Source organism: Pseudomonas sp. BNK-30 (assembly GCF_047456185.1).
Lineage (GTDB): Bacteria > Pseudomonadota > Gammaproteobacteria > Pseudomonadales > Pseudomonadaceae > Aquipseudomonas > Aquipseudomonas putida_E.
The window spans coordinates 4,417,210-4,436,357 of the sequence record NZ_CP179904.1 but is presented as its reverse complement, the minus strand read 5'-3'; the positions used below and the strand labels follow the sequence as shown (position 1 = coordinate 4,436,357).

The 19,148-nt window shown below is 61.9% G+C and carries 13 protein-coding genes; 9 read left to right on the top strand and 4 right to left on the bottom strand.

Annotation, left to right across the window (positions count from 1 at the left end; all coding sequences use genetic code 11):
- Positions 1-15 precede the first annotated feature (15 nt).
- The 5 genes from ACMGGN_RS20500 to ACMGGN_RS20480 all read left to right on the top strand — a co-directional run bounded on the left by ACMGGN_RS20500 (position 16) and on the right by ACMGGN_RS20480 (position 9,744).
- Complete coding sequence (locus ACMGGN_RS20500) at positions 16-1,611, top strand: SPOR domain-containing protein (RefSeq protein WP_046787054.1); 1,596 nt, start codon at positions 16-18, stop codon at positions 1,609-1,611.
- 373 nt (positions 1,612-1,984) lie between these two features.
- A complete protein-coding gene (gltB, locus tag ACMGGN_RS20495) occupies positions 1,985-6,430 on the top strand; it encodes a glutamate synthase large subunit (RefSeq protein ID WP_414156251.1) in 4,446 nt (1,481 codons plus the stop codon).
- Positions 6,431-6,553: 123 nt separating this feature from the next.
- On the top strand, positions 6,554-7,972 hold the full coding sequence (locus ACMGGN_RS20490) for an FAD-dependent oxidoreductase (RefSeq protein WP_115273377.1): 1,419 nt from the start codon (positions 6,554-6,556) through the stop codon (positions 7,970-7,972).
- A 151-nt stretch (positions 7,973-8,123) separates the two neighbouring features.
- Positions 8,124-9,188: a uroporphyrinogen decarboxylase gene (gene hemE, locus ACMGGN_RS20485; protein ID WP_119688135.1), complete on the top strand. Its 1,065-nt coding sequence runs from the start codon at positions 8,124-8,126 to the stop codon at positions 9,186-9,188.
- A gap of 208 nt (positions 9,189-9,396) precedes the next feature.
- Positions 9,397-9,744 (top strand): YgiW/YdeI family stress tolerance OB fold protein, encoded by a 348-nt coding sequence (locus ACMGGN_RS20480; RefSeq protein WP_115273379.1) that lies wholly within the window; start codon positions 9,397-9,399, stop codon positions 9,742-9,744.
- Between the two features lie 118 nt (positions 9,745-9,862).
- Here ACMGGN_RS20480 and ACMGGN_RS20475 read toward each other — a convergent pair whose 3' ends face one another.
- Positions 9,863-11,107 carry an MFS transporter gene (locus ACMGGN_RS20475; protein ID WP_414156250.1) on the bottom strand — a complete coding sequence of 415 codons (1,245 nt, stop codon included), beginning with the start codon at positions 11,105-11,107 and terminating at the stop codon, positions 9,863-9,865.
- A gap of 108 nt (positions 11,108-11,215) precedes the next feature.
- Here ACMGGN_RS20475 and ACMGGN_RS20470 point away from each other — a divergent pair, with 108 nt between their 5' ends.
- From ACMGGN_RS20470 to ACMGGN_RS20455, 4 genes are all read left to right on the top strand, one after another.
- Complete coding sequence (locus ACMGGN_RS20470) at positions 11,216-12,115, top strand: LysR family transcriptional regulator (protein WP_196997355.1); 900 nt, start codon at positions 11,216-11,218, stop codon at positions 12,113-12,115.
- Positions 12,116-12,205: 90 nt separating this feature from the next.
- Positions 12,206-12,979 (top strand): ParA family protein, encoded by a 774-nt coding sequence (locus tag ACMGGN_RS20465; protein ID WP_115273382.1) that lies wholly within the window; start codon positions 12,206-12,208, stop codon positions 12,977-12,979.
- A gap of 65 nt (positions 12,980-13,044) precedes the next feature.
- Positions 13,045-13,353 carry a type II toxin-antitoxin system HigB family toxin gene (locus ACMGGN_RS20460; RefSeq protein ID WP_046784973.1) on the top strand — a complete coding sequence of 103 codons (309 nt, stop codon included), beginning with the start codon at positions 13,045-13,047 and terminating at the stop codon, positions 13,351-13,353.
- A complete protein-coding gene (locus tag ACMGGN_RS20455; protein ID WP_046784974.1) occupies positions 13,343-13,699 on the top strand; it encodes a helix-turn-helix domain-containing protein in 357 nt (118 codons plus the stop codon). The genes ACMGGN_RS20460 and ACMGGN_RS20455 overlap by 11 nt, the downstream gene beginning before the upstream one ends.
- Positions 13,700-13,702: 3 nt before the next feature.
- Here ACMGGN_RS20455 and trxC read toward each other — a convergent pair whose 3' ends face one another.
- The 3 genes from trxC to mscK form a co-directional block, all read right to left on the bottom strand.
- On the bottom strand, positions 13,703-14,137 hold the full coding sequence (trxC, locus tag ACMGGN_RS20450; protein ID WP_414156249.1) for a thioredoxin TrxC: 435 nt from the start codon (positions 14,135-14,137) through the stop codon (positions 13,703-13,705).
- A gap of 46 nt (positions 14,138-14,183) precedes the next feature.
- Positions 14,184-15,644, bottom strand: a complete 1,461-nt coding sequence (selO, locus tag ACMGGN_RS20445) for a protein adenylyltransferase SelO (protein WP_119688138.1) — start codon at positions 15,642-15,644, stop codon at positions 14,184-14,186.
- 170 nt (positions 15,645-15,814) lie between these two features.
- Positions 15,815-19,123, bottom strand: a complete 3,309-nt coding sequence (mscK, locus tag ACMGGN_RS20440) for a mechanosensitive channel MscK (RefSeq protein ID WP_119688139.1) — start codon at positions 19,121-19,123, stop codon at positions 15,815-15,817.
- Positions 19,124-19,148 lie beyond the last annotated feature (25 nt).

The window sequence follows — 19,148 nt, the reverse complement described above, 5'->3', positions numbered from 1 at the left end:
GGTTGTGACAGCGCAATGACCAGTTTGCATGCCGATGAGGCGTTTCTCGACCATTACCAGTTGAGCCACGATCCGTTCGCGCCGCGTGTGCCCGGCTTCAAGTTTTTCCCTGCCCAGCGCAAGCCTGTGCTCGGCCAACTGCACCACCTGGCCCGTTACAGCCAGCTGATGCTGGTGGTTACAGGCCCGGTCGGCAGCGGCAAGACGTTGTTGCGCCAGGCCTTGGTGGCCAGCACCAACAAGCAGTCGGTGCAGAGCGTCGTGGTATCGGCGCGCGGCGCCAGCGATGCTGCCAGCGTGCTGGGCCAGGTGGCCCAGGCGCTGGACGTGGCTCCGGCGGAAGTTCAGGCGATCCTCTCCAAGGTGGTACAGCTTGCCCTCACCGGGCAGGAAGTCTATTTACTGGTGGACGATGCGGAACAACTCGACGAGTCGGCACTCCAAGCGTTGCTGGAGCTGGCGGCAGGTGTCCCGGAGGGGCGCCCGCACGTGTTCCTGTTCGGCGAAGCGTCGCTGATCGCCGGGTTGGATGAGATCCATGTCGAGGAAGAGCGTTTCCACGTCATCGAACTCGCCCCCTACAGCGAGGAAGAGACCCGCGAGTACCTGGAGCAGCGCCTGGAAGGTGCAGGCCGGGGCATCGAGGTGTTCACCCATGAGCAGATCGTCGATATTCATGAACACTCCGACGGTTGGCCTGGCAACATCAACCAGGTCGCCCGCGATACCTTGATCGAAGCCATGATCGCCAGCCGTAGTACGGCGAAGCGACCAACCATGGGGTTCAAAATGCCTAAGAAACACGTGCTCGCGCTGTCCGCTGTCGTTGTAGTGGCCGTTGCTGCCGCGGTTCTCATGCCCAAGAAAAGCGACAAGGCGGCTACGGATGCGCCCGCAGCCCAAGCCCAATTGCCGCTGGGGGAAGCAAAGCCCGCTGACCCGGCCATCGAATTCTCAGGCTCGTCGCAGCCGATGCCACTGCCCCTGGTTGGCCAGTCGCAGCCGGTGATGCGCGAGCCGCTGGCGCAGGCCGCCGGCATGGGGGATGGTGAAGAAGGTGGCCCGGCGGACAGCACTGCGCTGCAGCCAGGCAATCCGCCAACGGTAACGACCATCGCACCACCGCAGGGTGAAGCTGCAGGCCCCGCACCGACCATGGCTCAGGCTACCACCAGTACGCCGCCGGCCCAGCCGGTTGCGCCTGTGCAGAAGCCGGTAGCAACCCAGCCGGCCAAGCCGGTTGCACCCGCCAAGCCCGCTCCTGCACCGACCCAGGTTGCCACTGCCAAGCCCGCTGCCAAACCTGCAACAGGCGGCAGCGGTAACAGCGGCTGGTACTCCGGTCAGAAGCCTGGCAATTATGTAGTGCAGATCCTTGGTACCAGCTCCGAAGCGTCGGCGCAGGCCTTCGTCAAGGCGCAGGGTGGCGACTATCGCTACTTCAAGAAAAGCCTGCAGGGCAAGCCGCTCTACGTGGTCACCTATGGTAGCTTCGCCAACCGCGATGCAGCGGTTGCGGCAATCAAGAACTTGCCAGCGAAGGTTCAGGCTGGTAAACCTTGGCCACGTACTGTCGCCAGCGTCCAACAAGAGCTGGCCACGGCCCGCTGATACCTTCCGGGCGGCACCACCCCGCCGCCCAGTTGCTGAGCGATAACTGACTTTCGTCTAGCCTGCTGCGCCCGAGCGCGGCAGGCTTTTCTGTCCCAGGCTGCCGGCCACAAGCCAATCTTGCAGTCATGGCTGAAACGCTTCAGACTCGAGCCAAGCCGCTATCACGGCGCATGGCGCAAAAACATTCAAAATTGCGACATAAATTTTCAATGGTGAGACATGAAAATTTGTGGGCATCGCTGTCGCTGTGCAACAATGGTTTTCCATGGCCACCGCAAAAAAGCTGGCATTTGATCGGCGTGGATGGTAAGTGGTTGTTAAAAAAGAGATTTGCCTCCGGTTGAGAGGTGAACCTGGTGAGAAAGTGTCTATGAAAACAGGTCTGTACCATCCCGAAGAATTCAAGGACAACTGTGGTTTTGGCCTGATCGCCCATATGACGGGCGAACCGAGCCACCACCTTCTGCAAACGGCCATGCAGGCCCTGACTTGCATGACCCACCGTGGCGGCATCAACGCCGACGGCAAGACCGGTGACGGTTGCGGTCTGCTCATGCAGAAACCCGATCAATTCCTGCGTGCCGTGGCCCAGGAGCACTTTGCCGTCGAGCTGCCCAAGCAGTACGCCGTTGGCATGGTGTTCTTCAATCAGGACCCGGTAAAAGCCGAAGCCGCTCGCGCCAACATGGATCGCGAAATCATCGCTGCCGGCCTGACCCTGGTTGGCTGGCGCAAAGTCCCGATCGACACCAGCGTGCTCGGCCGCCTGGCGCTGGAGCGGCTGCCGCAGATCGAACAGGTGTTCATCGGCGGTGAAGGCCTGAGCGATCAGGAATTCGCCATCAAGCTGTTCAGTGCCCGTCGCCGTTCGTCCGTGGCCAACGCCCACGACGCCGACCACTACATCTGCAGCTTCTCGCACAAGACCATCATCTACAAAGGCCTGATGATGCCGCGCGATCTCGCGGCCTTCTATCCCGACCTGGACGACGAGCGCCTGCAAACCGCGATCTGCGTGTTCCACCAGCGCTTCTCCACCAACACCCTGCCGAAATGGCCGCTGGCGCAGCCGTTCCGCTTCCTCGCCCACAATGGCGAGATCAACACCATCACCGGTAACCGCAACTGGGCGATGGCCCGTCGCACCAAGTTCGCCAACGACCAGATCCCCGACCTCGAAGAGCTCGGCCCGCTGGTCAACCGCGTAGGCTCCGACTCCTCGAGCATGGACAACATGCTGGAGCTGATGGTCACCGGCGGTATCGACCTGTTCCGCGGCGTGCGCATGCTGGTACCGCCAGCCTGGCAGAACGTCGAGACCATGGACGCCGACCTGCGCGCCTTCTACGAATACAACTCCATGCACATGGAACCGTGGGACGGCCCGGCCGGCATCGTCATGACCGAAGGCCGTCATGCGGTCTGCCTGCTTGACCGCAACGGCCTGCGCCCGGCGCGCTGGGTGACCACCAAGAATGGCTATATCACCCTGGCGTCGGAAATCGGCGTGTGGGACTACAAGCCTGAAGATGTCATCGCCAAGGGCCGTGTCGGCCCAGGCCAGATCTTCGCGGTGGATACCGAGACCGGCCACATCCTCGACACCGATGCCATTGACAACCGCCTGAAGTCGCGCCACCCGTACAAGCGCTGGCTGCGTCAGCACGCCTTGCGCATCCAGGCGACGCTCTCCGACGACCAGGGCGCGGCCAGCTACGACGCTGACCAGCTCAAGCAGTACATGAAGATGTTCCAGGTCACTTTCGAAGAGCGTGACCAGGTACTGCGCCCACTCGGCGAGCAAGGCCAGGAAGCGGTCGGTTCGATGGGTGACGACACGCCAATGGCCGTGCTGTCGCAGCGCGTGCGTTCGCCTTACGACTTCTTCCGCCAGCAGTTCGCCCAAGTTACCAACCCGCCGATCGACCCGCTGCGCGAAGCGATCGTCATGTCGCTGGAGATCTGCCTGGGTGCCGAGCGCAACATCTTCCAGGAATCTCCTGAGCATGCCTCGCGGGTAATCCTCAGCTCCCCGGTCATCTCGCCCGCCAAGTGGCGTTCGTTGATGAACCTGGAGCGCGAAGGCTTCGACCGTCAGCTGATCGACCTCAACTACGAAGAAGGCATCGGCCTGGAAGCGGCCATCCGCAACATCGCCGATCAGGCTGAAGAAGCGGTGCGCGCTGGCAAGACCCAACTGGTGCTCAGCGACCGCTACATCGCCCCGGGCAAGCTGCCGGTGCACGCTTCGTTCGCCGTTGGCGCGGTCCACCACCGCCTGACGGAAAAAGGCCTGCGTTGCGACAGCAACATCCTGGTCGAAACCGCCACTGCCCGTGACCCGCACCACTTCGCCGTGCTGCTGGGCTTCGGCGCCTCTGCGGTGTACCCGTACCTGGCGTATGAAGTGCTGGCCGACCTGATCCGCACCGGCGAAGTGCTGGGCGACCTGGACGAGGTCTTCAAGTACTACCGCAAAGGCATCTCCAAGGGCCTGCTGAAGATCCTGTCGAAGATGGGCATCTCCACCATCGCCTCCTACCGTGGCGCTCAGCTGTTCGAGGCCGTAGGCCTGGCCGAAGAAGTGGTCGGCCTGAGCTTCAAAGGCGTGTCCAGCCGCATCAAGGGTGCGCGTTTCGTCGACCTCGAGGGCGACCAGAAGCTGCTCGCCGCTGAAGCCTGGAGTGCGCGCAAGCCGATCCAGCAGGGTGGCCTGCTCAAGTTCGTCCACGGTGGCGAGTACCACGCCTACAACCCGGATGTGGTCAATACCCTACAGGCCGCCGTGCAGCAGGGCGACTACGCCAAGTTCAAGGAGTACACCACGCTGGTCGACCAGCGCCCGGTGTCGATGATCCGCGACCTGCTGAAAGTGAAGGTGGCCGACGAGGCCCTGCCGCTGGATCAGATCGAGCCGCTGGAGGCGATCCTCAAACGCTTCGACTCCGCCGGTATCTCGCTGGGTGCGCTGTCGCCAGAGGCTCACGAAGCGCTGGCCGAGGCGATGAACCGCCTGGGCGCGCGCTCCAACTCCGGTGAGGGCGGTGAAGACCCCTCGCGCTATGGCACCATCCGCAGCTCCAAGATCAAGCAGGTGGCCACCGGCCGCTTCGGTGTGACCCCGGAATACCTGGTCAATGCCGAAGTGCTGCAGATCAAGGTTGCCCAGGGCGCCAAACCGGGCGAGGGCGGCCAGTTGCCCGGCGGCAAGGTCAACGGCCTGATCGCCAAGCTGCGCTATGCGGTACCGGGCGTGACCCTGATCTCGCCGCCACCGCATCACGATATCTACTCGATCGAAGACCTGGCCCAGCTGATCTATGACCTCAAGCAGGTCAACCCCCAAGCCCTGGTGTCGGTCAAGCTGGTGGCAGAGGCTGGCGTTGGCACCATCGCTGCTGGTGTGGCCAAGGCCTACGCCGACCTGATCACCATCTCCGGTTATGACGGTGGTACCGGTGCTTCGCCGCTGACCTCGATCAAGTACGCCGGCGCCCCGTGGGAGCTTGGCCTGGCCGAAACCCACCAGACCCTGCGCGGCAACGACCTGCGCGGCAAGGTACGGGTACAGACCGACGGCGGCCTGAAAACCGGCCTGGATGTGATCAAGGCCGCCATCCTCGGCGCCGAAAGCTTTGGCTTCGGTACCGCACCGATGATCGCCCTGGGCTGCAAGTACCTGCGCATCTGCCACCTGAACAACTGCGCCACTGGCGTGGCCACGCAGAACGACAAGCTGCGCAAGGACCACTACATCGGCACCGTCGACATGGTGATCAACTTCTTCACCTTCGTCGCCGAGGAGACGCGCGAGTGGCTGGCCAAGCTGGGTGTGCGTAGCCTGGGCGAGCTGATCGGCCGCACCGACCTGCTCGACGTGCTGCCAGGCGATACCGAGCGCCAGCACTACCTGGACCTGTCGCCGCTGCTGGGCAGCTCGCACATCCCGGCTGACAAGCCGCAGTTCTGCGAAGTCGACAAGAACCCGCCCTTCGACAAGGGCGAGCTGGCCGAGAAGATGGTCGAAATGGCCCTGCCGGCCATTCGCGATCAGGCCGGTGGCGAGTTCGCGCTCGACATCTGCAACTGTGACCGCTCCATTGGTGCGCGCATCTCCGGCGAAATCGCCAAGCTGCACGGCAACCAGGGCATGGCCGCAGCGCCGATCACCTTCCGCTTCACGGGTACTGCGGGCCAGAGCTTCGGCGTGTGGAACGCCGGTGGTCTGAACCTGTACCTGGAAGGAGACGCCAACGACTACGTCGGCAAAGGCATGACCGGTGGCAAGGTCACCATCGTGCCGCCAGCCGGCAGCCCGTTCGAAACTCAGCACAGCGCCATCGTCGGCAACACCTGCCTGTACGGCGCCACGGGCGGCAAGCTGTTCGCCGCCGGCACCGCGGGCGAGCGCTTCGCTGTGCGTAACTCCGGCGCCCATGCTGTTGTCGAGGGTACTGGCGATCACTGCTGTGAATACATGACCGGTGGCTTTGTCTGCGTTCTGGGCAAGACCGGTTACAACTTCGGCTCTGGCATGACTGGCGGCTTCGCCTACGTGCTCGACATGGACAACAGCTTCGTCGACAAGCTCAACCACGAGCTGGTGGAAATCCAGCGTATCAGTGGTGAAGCGATGGAAGCCTACCGTAGCCACCTGGCGCGGGTCCTTGGCGAATACGTGGAAGAAACCGGCAGCGAGTGGGGGCGTGAGCTCTCGGAAAACCTGGACGACTATGTGCGGCGCTTCTGGCTGGTCAAGCCGAAGGCGGCCAACCTCAAGCAACTGCTGTCCAGCACCCGTGCCAACCCGCAGTAAAAACAGCTGCAAGTGGCAAGCCTCAAGCTGCGAGTAATAGCAGCTCGAGGTTTGCCCGGCTTAAGTGATCGTCTTGCGGCTTGCAGCTTGTAGCTTGCAGCTGCTGTTAAGAGGTTTTGAAAAATGGCTGAACGTCTGAGTAACGACTTCCAGTTCATCGAAGTGGGCCGCAAGGACCCGAAGAAAAAGCTGCTGCGCCAACGCAAGAAGGAGTTCGTGGAAATCTACGAGCCTTTCAAGCCCCAGCAGTCCGTAGAGCAGGCACACCGCTGCCTGGGCTGCGGTAACCCTTATTGCGAGTGGAAGTGCCCGGTGCACAACTTCATCCCGAACTGGTTGAAGCTGGTCTCCGAAGGCAACATCCTGGCTGCGGCGGAACTCTCGCACCAGACCAACACCCTGCCGGAAGTCTGCGGCCGTGTGTGCCCGCAGGACCGCCTGTGCGAGGGTGCCTGCACCCTGAACGATGGCTTCGGCGCGGTGACCATCGGTTCGGTCGAGAAGTACATCACCGACACCGCCTTCGCCATGGGTTGGCGCCCGGACATGTCCAAGGTCAAACCGACCGGCAAGCGCGTTGCCATCATCGGTGCTGGCCCGGCAGGCCTGGGCTGTGCCGACGTGCTGGTGCGCGCCGGGGTTACCCCGGTGGTGTTCGACAAGAACCCGGAAATCGGCGGCTTGCTGACCTTCGGCATCCCTGAGTTCAAGCTGGAAAAGACCGTGCTGAGCAATCGTCGCGAAGTCTTTACCGGCATGGGTATCGAGTTCCGCCTGAACACCGAAGTGGGCACCGACATCACCATGGAACAGCTGCTCGCCGAGTACGACGCCGTGTTCATGGGCATGGGTACCTACACCTACATGAAAGGCGGCTTCCCGGGCGAGGACCTGCCGGGCGTGCATGACGCGCTGGACTTCCTGATCGCCAACGTCAACCGCAACCTGGGCTTCGAGAAGTCGCCGCAAGACTTCGTCGACATGCAGGGCAAGAAGGTCGTGGTGCTGGGCGGTGGCGACACCGCAATGGACTGCAACCGCACCTCGATCCGCCAGGGCGCCAAGGCGGTGACCTGTGCCTACCGTCGTGACGAAGCCAACATGCCGGGCTCGCGCAAAGAGGTGAAGAACGCAAAGGAAGAAGGCGTGAAATTCCTCTACAACCGTCAGCCGATCGCCATTGTCGGTGAAGACAAGGTCGAAGGCGTGAAGGTGGTCGAGACCCGTCTTGGCGAGCCTGATGCCCGTGGTCGTCGCAGCCCTGAGCCAATCCCGGGTTCCGAAGAAATCCTCCCGGCGGACGCCGTGGTGATCGCTTTCGGCTTCCGCCCAAGCCCGGCACCTTGGTTCGAGCAGCATGGCATCCAGATGGACAGCCAAGGCCGCGTGGTGGCCCCGGAGAAAGGCAAGTTCAAGCACCAGACCAGCAACCCGAAAATCTTTGCCGGTGGCGATATGGTGCGCGGTTCGGACCTGGTGGTGACCGCCATCTTCGAAGGTCGTACCGCTGCCGAAGGTATCCTGGATTACCTCGAAGTCTGATGTGACCGATGGGGCCGCACAGCGGCCTCATCGCTTTTTGTATACAAAATTGCTTGATCCACGGCACCCAATAGACAAAACGCATGGTCTCAACCGTGCCTTTTGCGCTGGCGTCTGAGAAAATGCCCGCACTTTTTTGCCGGATGCCGACATGACTGCCCTGAAGAACGATCGTTTCCTGCGTGCACTGCTCAAGCAACCCGTAGACGTCACCCCTGTATGGATGATGCGCCAGGCCGGCCGTTACCTGCCGGAATACCGCGCCAGCCGCGCCAAGGCCGGTGACTTCATGAGCCTGTGCATGAACCCGCAGTTCGCCTGCGAGGTCACCCTGCAGCCGCTGGAGCGCTACCCGCTTGACGCAGCGATCCTGTTCTCGGACATCCTCACCATTCCCGATGCCATGGGCCTGGGCCTGTACTTCGAGACCGGCGAAGGTCCGCGCTTCAAGAAGGTCATCAGCACCCCGGCCGACATCGAAGCCCTGCCAATCCCTGATCCGCAGAAAGACCTCGGCTACGTGATGAATGCCGTCAGTACCATTCGGCGCGAGCTCAACGGCCGTGTGCCGCTGATCGGTTTCTCCGGCAGCCCGTGGACCTTGGCCACCTACATGGTCGAAGGTGGTTCGTCCAAAGACTTCCGCAAGACCAAGGCGATGGCCTACGACAACCCGCAAGCCCTGCACCTGCTGCTGGACAAGCTGGCACAGTCGGTCACCAGCTACCTCAACGGGCAGATCCTGGCCGGCGCCCAAGCCGTGCAGATCTTCGACACCTGGGGCGGCAACCTGTCGGCGGCGGCGTATCAGGAGTTCTCCCTGGCCTACATGCGCAAGATCGTCAGCGGCCTGATCCGTGAGCACGATGGGCGCAAGGTGCCAGTAATCCTGTTCACCAAGAACGGCGGCCTGTGGCTGGAGAGCATCGCCGAAGCCGGCGCTGATGCCCTGGGCCTGGACTGGACCTGCGAGATCGGCGACGCCCGCCGCCGCGTTGGCGACAAGGTTGCCCTGCAAGGCAACATGGACCCGACCGTGCTGTACGCCAAGCCTGAGGCCATTCGCAACGAAGTGGCACGGATCCTGGCGAGCTATGGCAAGGGTACCGGCCATGTGTTCAACCTGGGTCACGGCATTACGCCGGAGGTCGACCCGGAGCATGCAGGTGTGTTCATCAACGCCGTGCATGAGCTGTCGGCGCAGTATCACCAGTGATCTGAATGGCAGTCAGTCAAGCGATTTGGGGCCGCTTTGCGGCCCATCGCCGGCAAGCCGGCTCCCACAGGTACGGCGCACAGCTCAACAACTGCGCGGTCCTTGTAGGAGCCGGCTTGCCGGCGGGCCGTTTTTTGTTGCATTAAGTTTTAATTCAGCGATTGTCGCTAATCTGGTCCCATCGAAACCGAAACAGGACCCGATCCTCATGAAAGCTCGTTACTTCGCTCTGATTCTCGCCCCCTTGTTCAGTACCGCTGCCTTGGCCGCCGGCTATACCGGCCCGGGCGCCCAGTCGGTGACTACCGTCGCTGCTGCCAATGACGCAGCCGATGACACCCCCGTGGTGCTGCAGGGTTATGTCACCAAGAAGATCAACAACGACGACAAGTACGAATTCAAGGACAACACCGGCACCATCACCGTTGAAATCGACGATGAAGACCTGCCGCCGACGCCGTTCAACGACAAGACCAAGGTCAAGCTGACCGGCGAGGTGGAAAAGCACCTGATGAGCCGTGAAGTGGATGTGGATATTGTCGAGATCGTGAACTGATCTGAAGCCCCAATCGCCGGCAAGCCGGCCCCCACAGGTATCCCACTGCCCTTGAATACAGTGGTTTACCTGTGGGGGCCGGCTTGCCGGCGATTGGGCTGCACAGAGCAGCCCTGTTTCAGGCAGCCTTGGGCGCCAGCTTGCTAAGGTGCAACGCCACCAGCAACGCCACCGCCAGGAGGCTGCCGATGAACAGCCCGATGCCACTCCAGCCCCATTGGTGCCAGAACACCCCGCCTGCCGTCCCCGCCACACTCGACCCCGCGTAATAGCAGAACAGGTACAGCGAAGACGCCTGGCCCTTGGCCTTCAGCGCTCGGCGGCCGATCCAGCTGCTGGCCACCGAATGCGCTCCGAAGAAGCCGAAGGTAAAGATCAGCATGCCGACGATAATCATCACCAGTGGGTTGGCCAATGTCATCAACAGCCCGCCCGCCATGACCAGAATGCTCGCCCAGAACACCCGGCGGCGCCCCAGTTTATCTGCCAGCGCACCCACTTGTGCCGAGCTGTAGATACCCGACAGATAGACCACCGAGAGCAAACCGACCAGCGCCTGGTTCATGTGATACGGCTCGGCGAGCAGCCGATAGCCTATGTAGTTGAACAGGGTGACGAATGCGCCCATCAACAGGAAGGCTTCGAGGAACAGCCAGGGCAGACCCGCGTCCTTGAAGTGCATGACGAAGCCATCCAGCAGGCTGCGCGGTTTGAGCGTCTGCGCCCTGAAATTGCGCGATTCGGGCAGCACCTTCCAGAACACCAGCGCTGCGATCAGGGCCAAACCACCGATGGTCAGCATTGCCGTGTGCCAGCTGACGAAGTCGATCAGCACGCCTGTGATCAGCCGACCGCTCATGCCGCCGATGGCATTGCCACCGATATACAAGCCCATGGCCAGGCCGATGTGCTGCGGGTGGATTTCTTCACTCAGGTAGGTCATCGCCACAGCTGCCAGGCCGCTCAGCGACAGGCCGACCAGCGCCCGCGTGGCGAGTACGCCTTCCCAGGTCGGCATCACTGCGCTGACCATGGTCGATAACGCGGCGCAGAGCAGCGCGAATACCATCACCGGCTTGCGCCCGATGCGGTCGGAAATCGGCCCGGTGATCAGCAGGCCGAACGCCAGCATGCCGGTCGACACCGACAGTACCAGGCTGCTCTGCGCGGCATTGATCGAAAACTCCTGCGACAGCAGCGGCATCATCGGCTGCACGCAATACAGCAGGGCGAAGGTCGCGAAGCCGCCGCTGAACAGGGCCAATACGGTCTTCATGAAGACAGGGGTGCCTTTCTCGATCCAGATTTCGTTCAGCGGGGCAGGCTCGGGGTCGGCAGGAAGGGGGGCTACAGCAGTTTTCACGGGCGGGTACCTCTGGCGCAATGGAAAAAGCATATAGCTGCCTAATGATTAGATCCAATATATTGTTCGACCTATTTAAGACGTTTTGCGACTTGTTCTGGAGGCCCCATGGAACTGCGCCACCTGCGTTATTTCATTGCCGTTGCCGAAGAGCTGCACTTCGGGCGGGCGGCCCAGCAGTTAGGCATTTCTCAGCCCCCCCTGAGTCAGCAGATTCAGGCTTTGGAACAGGAGTTGGGCGCGCGCCTGTTCGAACGTACCAATCGTCGGGTCGAGCTGAGTGAGGCCGGTCGGCTGTTCCTCGAGGAAGCCCGTCAGGTACTTGCGCAGGTAGAGAAGGCGGCCGATGTTGCGCGCCGTGCGCAACTGGGTGAGCTGGGCGAAATGAAGATCGGCTTTACCTCGTCGGCCCCTTTTACCTCGAAGATCCCCAAGGCGATTCATGCCTTCCGCCAGCGCTTCCCGGCGGTGCACCTGAACCTCAAGGAAATGAGCAGCCGCGATGTCGCCGAAGGGGTGTTCGACGAGTCCATCGAGGTCGGCCTGATGCGGCCCATGCCCTTGCCGGAAGGGCTGGTGGCCACGGAGCTGTTTCGCGAACCGCTGGTGGCGGTGATCAATGCCTCACATGCGCTGGCCGAAGGGACCGAGCACGGTGTGCACATGGCGGCGCTGGCCCATGAACCGTTCGTGTTCTTCCCGCGCAGTTACGGCAGTGGATTGCACGCCCAGTTGCTGAGCCTGGCGCGGCAGGCGGGGTTCAATCCGCATTTTGCCCAGGAAGCAGGGGAGGCCATGACCATCATTGGGCTGGTGTCGGCGGGCCTTGGGGTGTCGATTTTGCCTGCTTCCTTTCAGCGCATGCGCATCGAGGGCGTCGTGTACCGAACGCTTCTGGATGAAGACGCCACCTCTGCTGTATGGCTGGTCCAGCGCCAACATGGCGGATCGGCAATGGCCAAGGCCTTTGCCGCATTGCTGACGGGCGTAACCGCAGGGGGCAATTGAACCCTTGCCATCGGCGTCGGGCAATTGGCGCTGGCCAATGCCGCTGCGCCGCCACATACTCGGGCATTCGTTGATACACGGAGGTCTCTCATGCGGCGCGTGGTGTTCAATCAGAAAGGTGGTGTGGGCAAGTCGAGCATCGCTTGCAATCTGGCGGCGGTCAGCGCCAGTGAAGGTTATCGGACCCTGCTGATCGACCTGGATGCCCAGGCCAACTCGACTCAGTACCTGACCGGCCTTACCGGCGAAGACATTCCGATGGGCATCGCCGACTTCTTCAAGCAAAGCCTCTCCAGCGGGCCGTTCAGCAAGAAGAACAAGGTCGATATCTACGAAACCCCGTTCGACAACCTGCATGTGATCACCGCCACGTCAGAGCTGGCCGATTTGCAGCCCAAGCTTGAGGCCAAGCACAAGATCAACAAGCTGCGTAAGTTGCTCGACGAGCTCGACGAGGATTACGAGCGGATCTACATCGATACCCCGCCTGCACTCAACTTCTATGCGGTATCGGCGCTGATTGCGGCAGACCGTGTGCTGATCCCGTTCGACTGCGACAGTTTTTCGCGCCAGGCGCTGTATGGGCTGCTGGCTGAGATAGAAGAGTTGAAGGATGACCACAACGAAGAGCTGGTGGTCGAAGGCATTGTCGTCAATCAGTTCCAGTCCCGCGCCAGCCTGCCCCAGCAGATGCTCGACGAACTGCTGGCCGAAGGCCTGCCGGTATTGCCGGTATACCTGAGCAGTTCGGTGAAGATGCGCGAGTCGCACCACGCCAGTTTACCGCTGATCCACCTGGAGCCACGGCACAAGCTGACCCAGCAGTTTGTCGAGCTGCATGACTTGCTTGAGCGCACCGCGTGAAATGCTCATCCTTGCGCGAGGAGTAGATAAGCGCTAGCACCTCCCAAAATGGGAGATCTGCTTGGATGCGCGTCATTGCCAAAAGTACATTGGTGAAATTCTGGGAGTTACCAGGGCATGAAGATGCCAAGGCACCGTTGGAGAGTTGGCACGATATGGCACAAAAAGCCACATGGCGAACACCGCAAGAGGTGAAAAGCCAGATTGGCAGCGCTAGCATATGTGGCAACAACCGCGTGGTCTTCAACATCGGAGGTAATAAATACCGGCTAGTGGTTGAAATGCAGTATCGAGCTGGTATTGCCTGGGTGAAATTCGTCGGAACGCACAAGCGATATGACGAAATTGACGTGGAGACGATCAGTGAATATTAAGCCAATCCGCAATGACGACGACCTTAAAGCCGCATTTCTGCGACTGGAATCCATTTATCAAGCACAAGCCGGTACGCCCGATGCTGATGAAATGGAAGTTCTTGTGACATTGATTGAGGTGTACGAAAACAAGCACTACCCCATTCAGCCCGCAGACCCAATCGAGGCTATCAAATTCTGCATGGACCAGCAGGGGTTGACAGCGCGGGACCTGGAGCCTTACATCGGCCCAAGCGGTCGCGTATCTGAAGTCTTGAACGGGAAGCGCAGGCTAAGTCTGTCCATGATCAAACGGCTTCACGATGGCCTCCGTATTCCCTATGAATCCCTACTGGCGAACGCTTGAGGCTTAAACCCCTTGGCTGCGTAGCCACTCCAGCAACGACTGCAGTGGAAACGCGCCGGCCTGGCGGCTGACTTCGCGGCCGTTCTTGAACAGGATCAGGCTGGGAATCGAACGGATACCCAACTGGCCCGCAAGGTTGCGGTTGGCTTCACTGTCGAGCTTGGCCAGGCGGCAGCGGCCGGTGAGCTGGCGGGCGGCCTGTTCGAAAGTGGGGGCGAAGGACTTGCACGGGCCGCACCAGTCGGCCCAGACGTCGATCAGCAGCGACAGGTCGCCTTTGATCTGGCTGGCATAGTTGCGTTCGTTGAGCTCGAACGGCTGGCTCAACAGCACATCCTGTTTGCAGCGGCCGCATTTCGGCGCATCGCCCAGGCGGGATGAAGGCAGGCGGTTGAGGCCGTCGCAGTGGGGGCAGGGCACTAGCAGTGAGTCGGACATGTCGTTTCCTTGTGGTGTTTGTTCGGACGCTATCGCCGGCCAGCCATCAGGAGGAGCAGCTGATTTCCAGGTGTTTGCCCCACGCGGGCGGTCGCTCGGCGTAGGCCTGCATTCCGGCTTGTTCCTCGAAAGGCGTGCTCAACACCTGATGCAGCCGCCGCACTTCACTGTAGTCACCGGCCTCGGCGGCTTCGATGGCTTTTTGCGCCAGGTAGTTGCGCAGTACGTACAGCGGGTTCACCGCATGCATGCGCTCGCGGCGGCCATCGCCATTACCGGCTTCACGCTCACAGCGGGCCAGATAGTCCGCGCCCCAGGCATCGAAACCTGCCAGGTCGATGAAATCGTCGCGTACGCCCTTGAGTGCCTCGGCCACCGGTTGATCGCCCAGCCTGCGGAAGAACAGGTTGTAGTCCACACCCCCGCTCTGCATGCGTTGCAGCAGGCGCTCGACCAGCGCCATGTCGTCGTCCTCGGCCGTGGTCAGGCCCAGGCGCCGGCGCATCAGGTCCAGGTAATGTGCCTGGTACAGTGGCAGGAACAACCCCAATGCCTCCTTCAAAGGCTCGACCTCGATCACGGTGGTCAGGGCCTGGGCCAGTGCGCTGAGGTTCCAGTGGGCGATCGGTACCTGGTTGGCATAGCTGTAGCGGCCACGATCATCGGAATGGTTGCAGATGAAGTTGGCGTCGAAGTCGTCGAGGAAGGCATAGGGGCCAAAATCGAAGGTGATGCCCAGGATCGACATGTTGTCGGTGTTCATCACCCCATGACAGAAGCCGTACGCCTGCCAGTGAGCAATCAGTTCGGCGTTACGCTCGACGATGGTGCGGAACATGGCCAGGTAGGGTTGTTCGGCCTCACGGCATTCGGGGTAGTGCTGTTCCAGCACATGATCGATCAGTACCCGCTGCTGTTCCGGTTGCTTGGTGTAGTAGAAATATTCGAAGTGGCCGAAGCGCACGTGGCTCTGCGCCAGGCGGGTGAGCATGGCGGCGCTCTCGCGGGTTTCGCGCCATACCGGGGTGCTGGAGCCGATCACGCACAGTGCCCGGCTGGTGGCGATACCCAAGGCATGCAGGGCCTCGGATGCGAGAAACTCGCGGATGGAGGAACGCAGTACGGCGCGGCCGTCGCCCATGCGTGAATACGGCGTCTGGCCGGCGCCCTTGAGGTGCAGGTCCCAGTGTTCGCCTGCGTCGTTGAGCACTTCGGCCAGTAGCAGGCCGCGCCCATCGCCCAGGCGTGGGTTATACGAGCCGAACTGATGTCCGGAATAGACCATCGCCCGCGGGTCGGCCTCTTCCCAGAGCTTTTGGCCGCTGAACACTTCGGCGAACAAGGGCAAATCGGCTTGGGCCGGGTCGAGGTCGAGCAAGGCCATGGCTGACTCGCTTGCCACCACCAGGCGAGGCTCTGCGATGGGCTCGGGCAAAACCTGAGTGGAGAACGCATCGCCCAGGCGGGCGAAGCGGTTGTCGAAGGTGAGTTGGTCGAGGGCTTTCACGGGCTGCTCCTGGGGATCGGTGCCAAGGGGCCGCTTTGCGGCCCAATCGCCGGCAAGCCGGCTCCCACATGACTATCGCAGCGGCGCGGACCCTGTGGGAGCCGGCTTGCCGGCGATCGAGGGCGCAGCCCTCGTATGTATTTTGGGTGTTCAAGCGCTACGGCGTCTACTCACACTGGTTGAGTGCCATCCGGTTTCGGTTGCTCCACCGGTATCAGCTGCTGCTTGCCGCCCTGCATGTCCATCAGGTACACCTCGACCTGGCGAACAGAGATCTTGATGTTGTGCGCTTTGAACTCGCGATTGATAAAGCGGTTGATCTCGTCCAGCGTCGGGTTGCGGTCGCCCAGGTCCCGTACATGCATGCGCAGTTCGTGGTCCAGCGAGCTTTCGCCGAAATTGAGGAAGTACACGAGCGGCTCCGGGTCCTTGAGCACCCGTGGGTTCTCGTGGGCGCCCTTGAGCAGCAGCTCGCGCACCAGGTCCAGGTCGGAGCCATAGTCGATGCCCAGTTTCAGCGTGACGCGGGTGACCGTGTCGGTCAGCGACCAGTTGATCAGCTGGCCGGTGATGAAGGTCTTGTTGGGGACGATGATGTCCTTGCGGTCGAAGTCGGTGATGGTGGTGGCGCGGATACGGATCTTGCTCACGGTGCCGGACAGGTTGCCGATGGTGATGGTGTCGCCGATGCGCACCGGGCGCTCGAACAGGATCATGATGCCGGAGATGAAGTTGGCGAATATCTCCTGCATGCCGAAGCCCAGGCCGACCGACAGGGCTGCCACCAGCCACTGCAACTTGTCCCAGCTTACGCCGAGGGTCGACAGGGTACTGACGATGCCTATACCGACGATGGTGTACGACAGCAGCGTGGTGGTGGCATAGGCGCTGCCCTGGGCCAGGTTCAGCCGCGACAGCACCAGCACCTCCAGCAGGCCCGGCAAGTTACCGGCCAGGGCGAAGGTGATGCCGACGATCACCAGCGCGCCGAGTAGGTCGCCGAGGCTGATCGGCACCATGCTGGCGGCCGTGCCGGTGCCGCTGGTGTATTCGTACAGGGTGAAGTTGTTGAGGTAGGCGAACACCGTGATCAAGTCGGCCCACACCCAGTACAAGCCGGCAATGAAGCCACCGAGCAAGGCCAGGCGGATCAGGCGCAACGACTGCTGGTTGACCTGCTCGATGTCCAGTGTCGGCTCTTCGGTGATGACTTCGCCATCCAGCCCTTCCTTGGCGGCCGCACGCTTGCTCAGGGCACGCTGGTAGGCCAGGCGTCGCGCGGCAACCGACAGGCCGCGTACGAAGGCGGCCTCGATCACCAGCCAGAACATCAGCAGATAAAGGGTGTAGATCAACCGGTCGGTGAGTTTGAGTGCGGTGTAGTAATAACCAAAGCAGACTGCCACGAACAAGGCGATCGGCAAGGCCGTGAAGGCCAGCCCGACGGCCCTGCGGAACAGCGAGGCGTCGCGGTGCGCGGGGCTGCTCAGCAACAGGCGGCTGAGCAGCCAGGCCATCAGTGCATAACAGGTCAGCACTACCCCGATGCCCAGCACGTCGTCGGCCAGTGCCGACGGCTGGTGCTCGGCCACCGCCACGACGCCGACCAGCGCCAGCACCACGGTGCCCAGCCTGCGCACCCAGCCGCGCAGGAACTCGACTTGCGGCTTGTGCCAGCGGAAGTGGACTTCCGCCACCCCGCCCGGGGCGAGTATGCGGTAGGCGGTGTAGAACACCAGCCAGGCCTGGGCCAGTTGCCAGAGCGCGGAGCCAAGGTTGGCGTTCTGCCCGCGGGCGTCGATCTGCAGGGCATAGCTGCACAGGGCAAGGCCCAGGCTCACTGGCATCGCCAGGAGGATGTTGATCAGGATCGCCTGGGGCGTATGCCACTGGCTGTCACGGCGAAAGTGGCCGATGTCCTGGTGCACCTTGCTCAGCCGCTGGTACAGGTATTTGCGGCGCCACAGCAAGGCGCCGATCACCAGCAGTAGCGGCAGGAACAACAATGGGCGCTGGCTCAGCCCGTCGCCCAGCTCCTTCAGGCCAGACCCCCAAGGCACGTCGGCGACCTGCTTGGCAAAGCGCTCCGGAACAGACTTCAACCAGTCCCAGTCCAGCGGCTTGTTGCTCGGGATCCAGAACATCTGTTCGTCGAGCGTGGTGCGCAGGCCTTGCGCAGTGCTGAGCAGCTGCTTCTGGTTGAGCTGCAGGGTGATCGATTCGTTGAGCAGCGCCGACAGTTCTCGGTTCAGGCGTTCGAGCAGGTCGCTGCGGGTGATCGCCACTTCCAGCAGGGCTTTGCGCAGGGCCGGGGTGACGTCTTCCTGCGGCTGGTTGGCCAGCAGCTTGTCGACGTAGGTCACGGGGCTGCTCATCTGCTCGCGCTGCTGGTTGATCTCGAACTGGTACAGGCGGATGTCGGCGATCTGGTCGGCCAGGTCACGGTCGAGCTTCAGGTGCGGCAGGGCCTGTTTCTGCTTGTAGAGGATCTTTGACAGCAGCAGGCTGCCCTTGAGCACGCTGATCTGCTCGTCCAGGGCCTGGTCGGCCTGGGTCAGGCTGTCGAGCTGCTGCTTGGTGCGCAGGTTCTGCTGGGTCAGCTCGTTAAGGCGGTCGGTGCTCTTGAGCAGGTAGTCGGAAAGCTTGAGGTTGGCTGCGCTTTCGCTGGCCAGCAGGCTGCTGCCGCCAGCCTTCTGCGCTTCGATCGACTGCTGGGTGACGGTTTGCTGGGATTGGGCCAGACGCTTCTCATTGATCAGCGTCTGCAGGTCCTGGATTTCCTGTTCCAGGCGTGCGGTGCGTTCAATCAGCAGGTCGTGGCGGGCGTTGCCCAGGTCTTGCAGCAGGCCGTTGCCGGCCAGCTCCTGGCGGCGCAGCAGGGTCACGGCATTTAGCGAAGCCAGTTCGGCATTGAGCTGGTTACGCTGGTCGGCATTGATTGATTTGCCGCCATCCTTGCCGCTCTTGAGGATAGTGTTGATCTGCTGGCTGCGGGTCTGGTTGTTGCTGATCTCAGCCTGAGCGCGCTCGGGGCGGGTCTGCGAATTGATGATCAGGCTGTTGGCGTCGGACAGCGCTTTTTGCAGCTCGCCCTGCAGGGTGTTGCGTTCGCTGAGCATCTGTTCGAGTTGCGGCACGCTAAGGCTGGCGTAGCGCTGGGCCACCGGTTGTGGCTTGCTGGCCTTGAGCTTGGCCAGTTCTTTCTGGCTGTCGCTGGTCTCTTTGGGGGCGCCAGCCAGCTGTTGCTTGAGCGCGGCAAGCTTCTTCTCGCTGTCTTCCTTGTTGGCAAGCAGGCTCAGGGTTTGTTCGAGCACCTGCTGCAAGGCCTTCTGATCGGCCTCGGGCAGCTTGCGTTCGGCGATCTTGTCGAGGCTGTTCTGGATACTGGCAGCGCTCGGGGCTTCGGCCGCAGCAGCGGCGAACGGCAGGGACAGGCACAGCCCGAGCAGGGCTGTGCGAAGGTACACGCGCAGGGACATAGGCAGACTACTTGTGGATCATGCA

What these genes read in the sequence shown, in the direction of transcription:
- trxC (WP_414156249.1), bottom strand. Translation starts at nt 14,137, where the DNA reads ATGTCCGACTCACTGCTAGTGCCCTGCCCCCACTGCGACGGCCTCAAC.
- hemE (WP_119688135.1), top strand. Translation starts at nt 8,124, where the DNA reads ATGACTGCCCTGAAGAACGATCGTTTCCTGCGTGCACTGCTCAAGCAA.
- ACMGGN_RS20460 (WP_046784973.1), top strand. Translation starts at nt 13,045, where the DNA reads ATGCGCGTCATTGCCAAAAGTACATTGGTGAAATTCTGGGAGTTACCA.
- ACMGGN_RS20490 (WP_115273377.1), top strand. Translation starts at nt 6,554, where the DNA reads ATGGCTGAACGTCTGAGTAACGACTTCCAGTTCATCGAAGTGGGCCGC.
- mscK (WP_119688139.1), bottom strand. Translation starts at nt 19,123, where the DNA reads ATGTCCCTGCGCGTGTACCTTCGCACAGCCCTGCTCGGGCTGTGCCTG.
- ACMGGN_RS20480 (WP_115273379.1), top strand. Translation starts at nt 9,397, where the DNA reads ATGAAAGCTCGTTACTTCGCTCTGATTCTCGCCCCCTTGTTCAGTACC.
- ACMGGN_RS20470 (WP_196997355.1), top strand. Translation starts at nt 11,216, where the DNA reads ATGGAACTGCGCCACCTGCGTTATTTCATTGCCGTTGCCGAAGAGCTG.
- gltB (WP_414156251.1), top strand. Translation starts at nt 1,985, where the DNA reads ATGAAAACAGGTCTGTACCATCCCGAAGAATTCAAGGACAACTGTGGT.
- ACMGGN_RS20465 (WP_115273382.1), top strand. Translation starts at nt 12,206, where the DNA reads ATGCGGCGCGTGGTGTTCAATCAGAAAGGTGGTGTGGGCAAGTCGAGC.
- ACMGGN_RS20500 (WP_046787054.1), top strand. Translation starts at nt 16, where the DNA reads ATGACCAGTTTGCATGCCGATGAGGCGTTTCTCGACCATTACCAGTTG.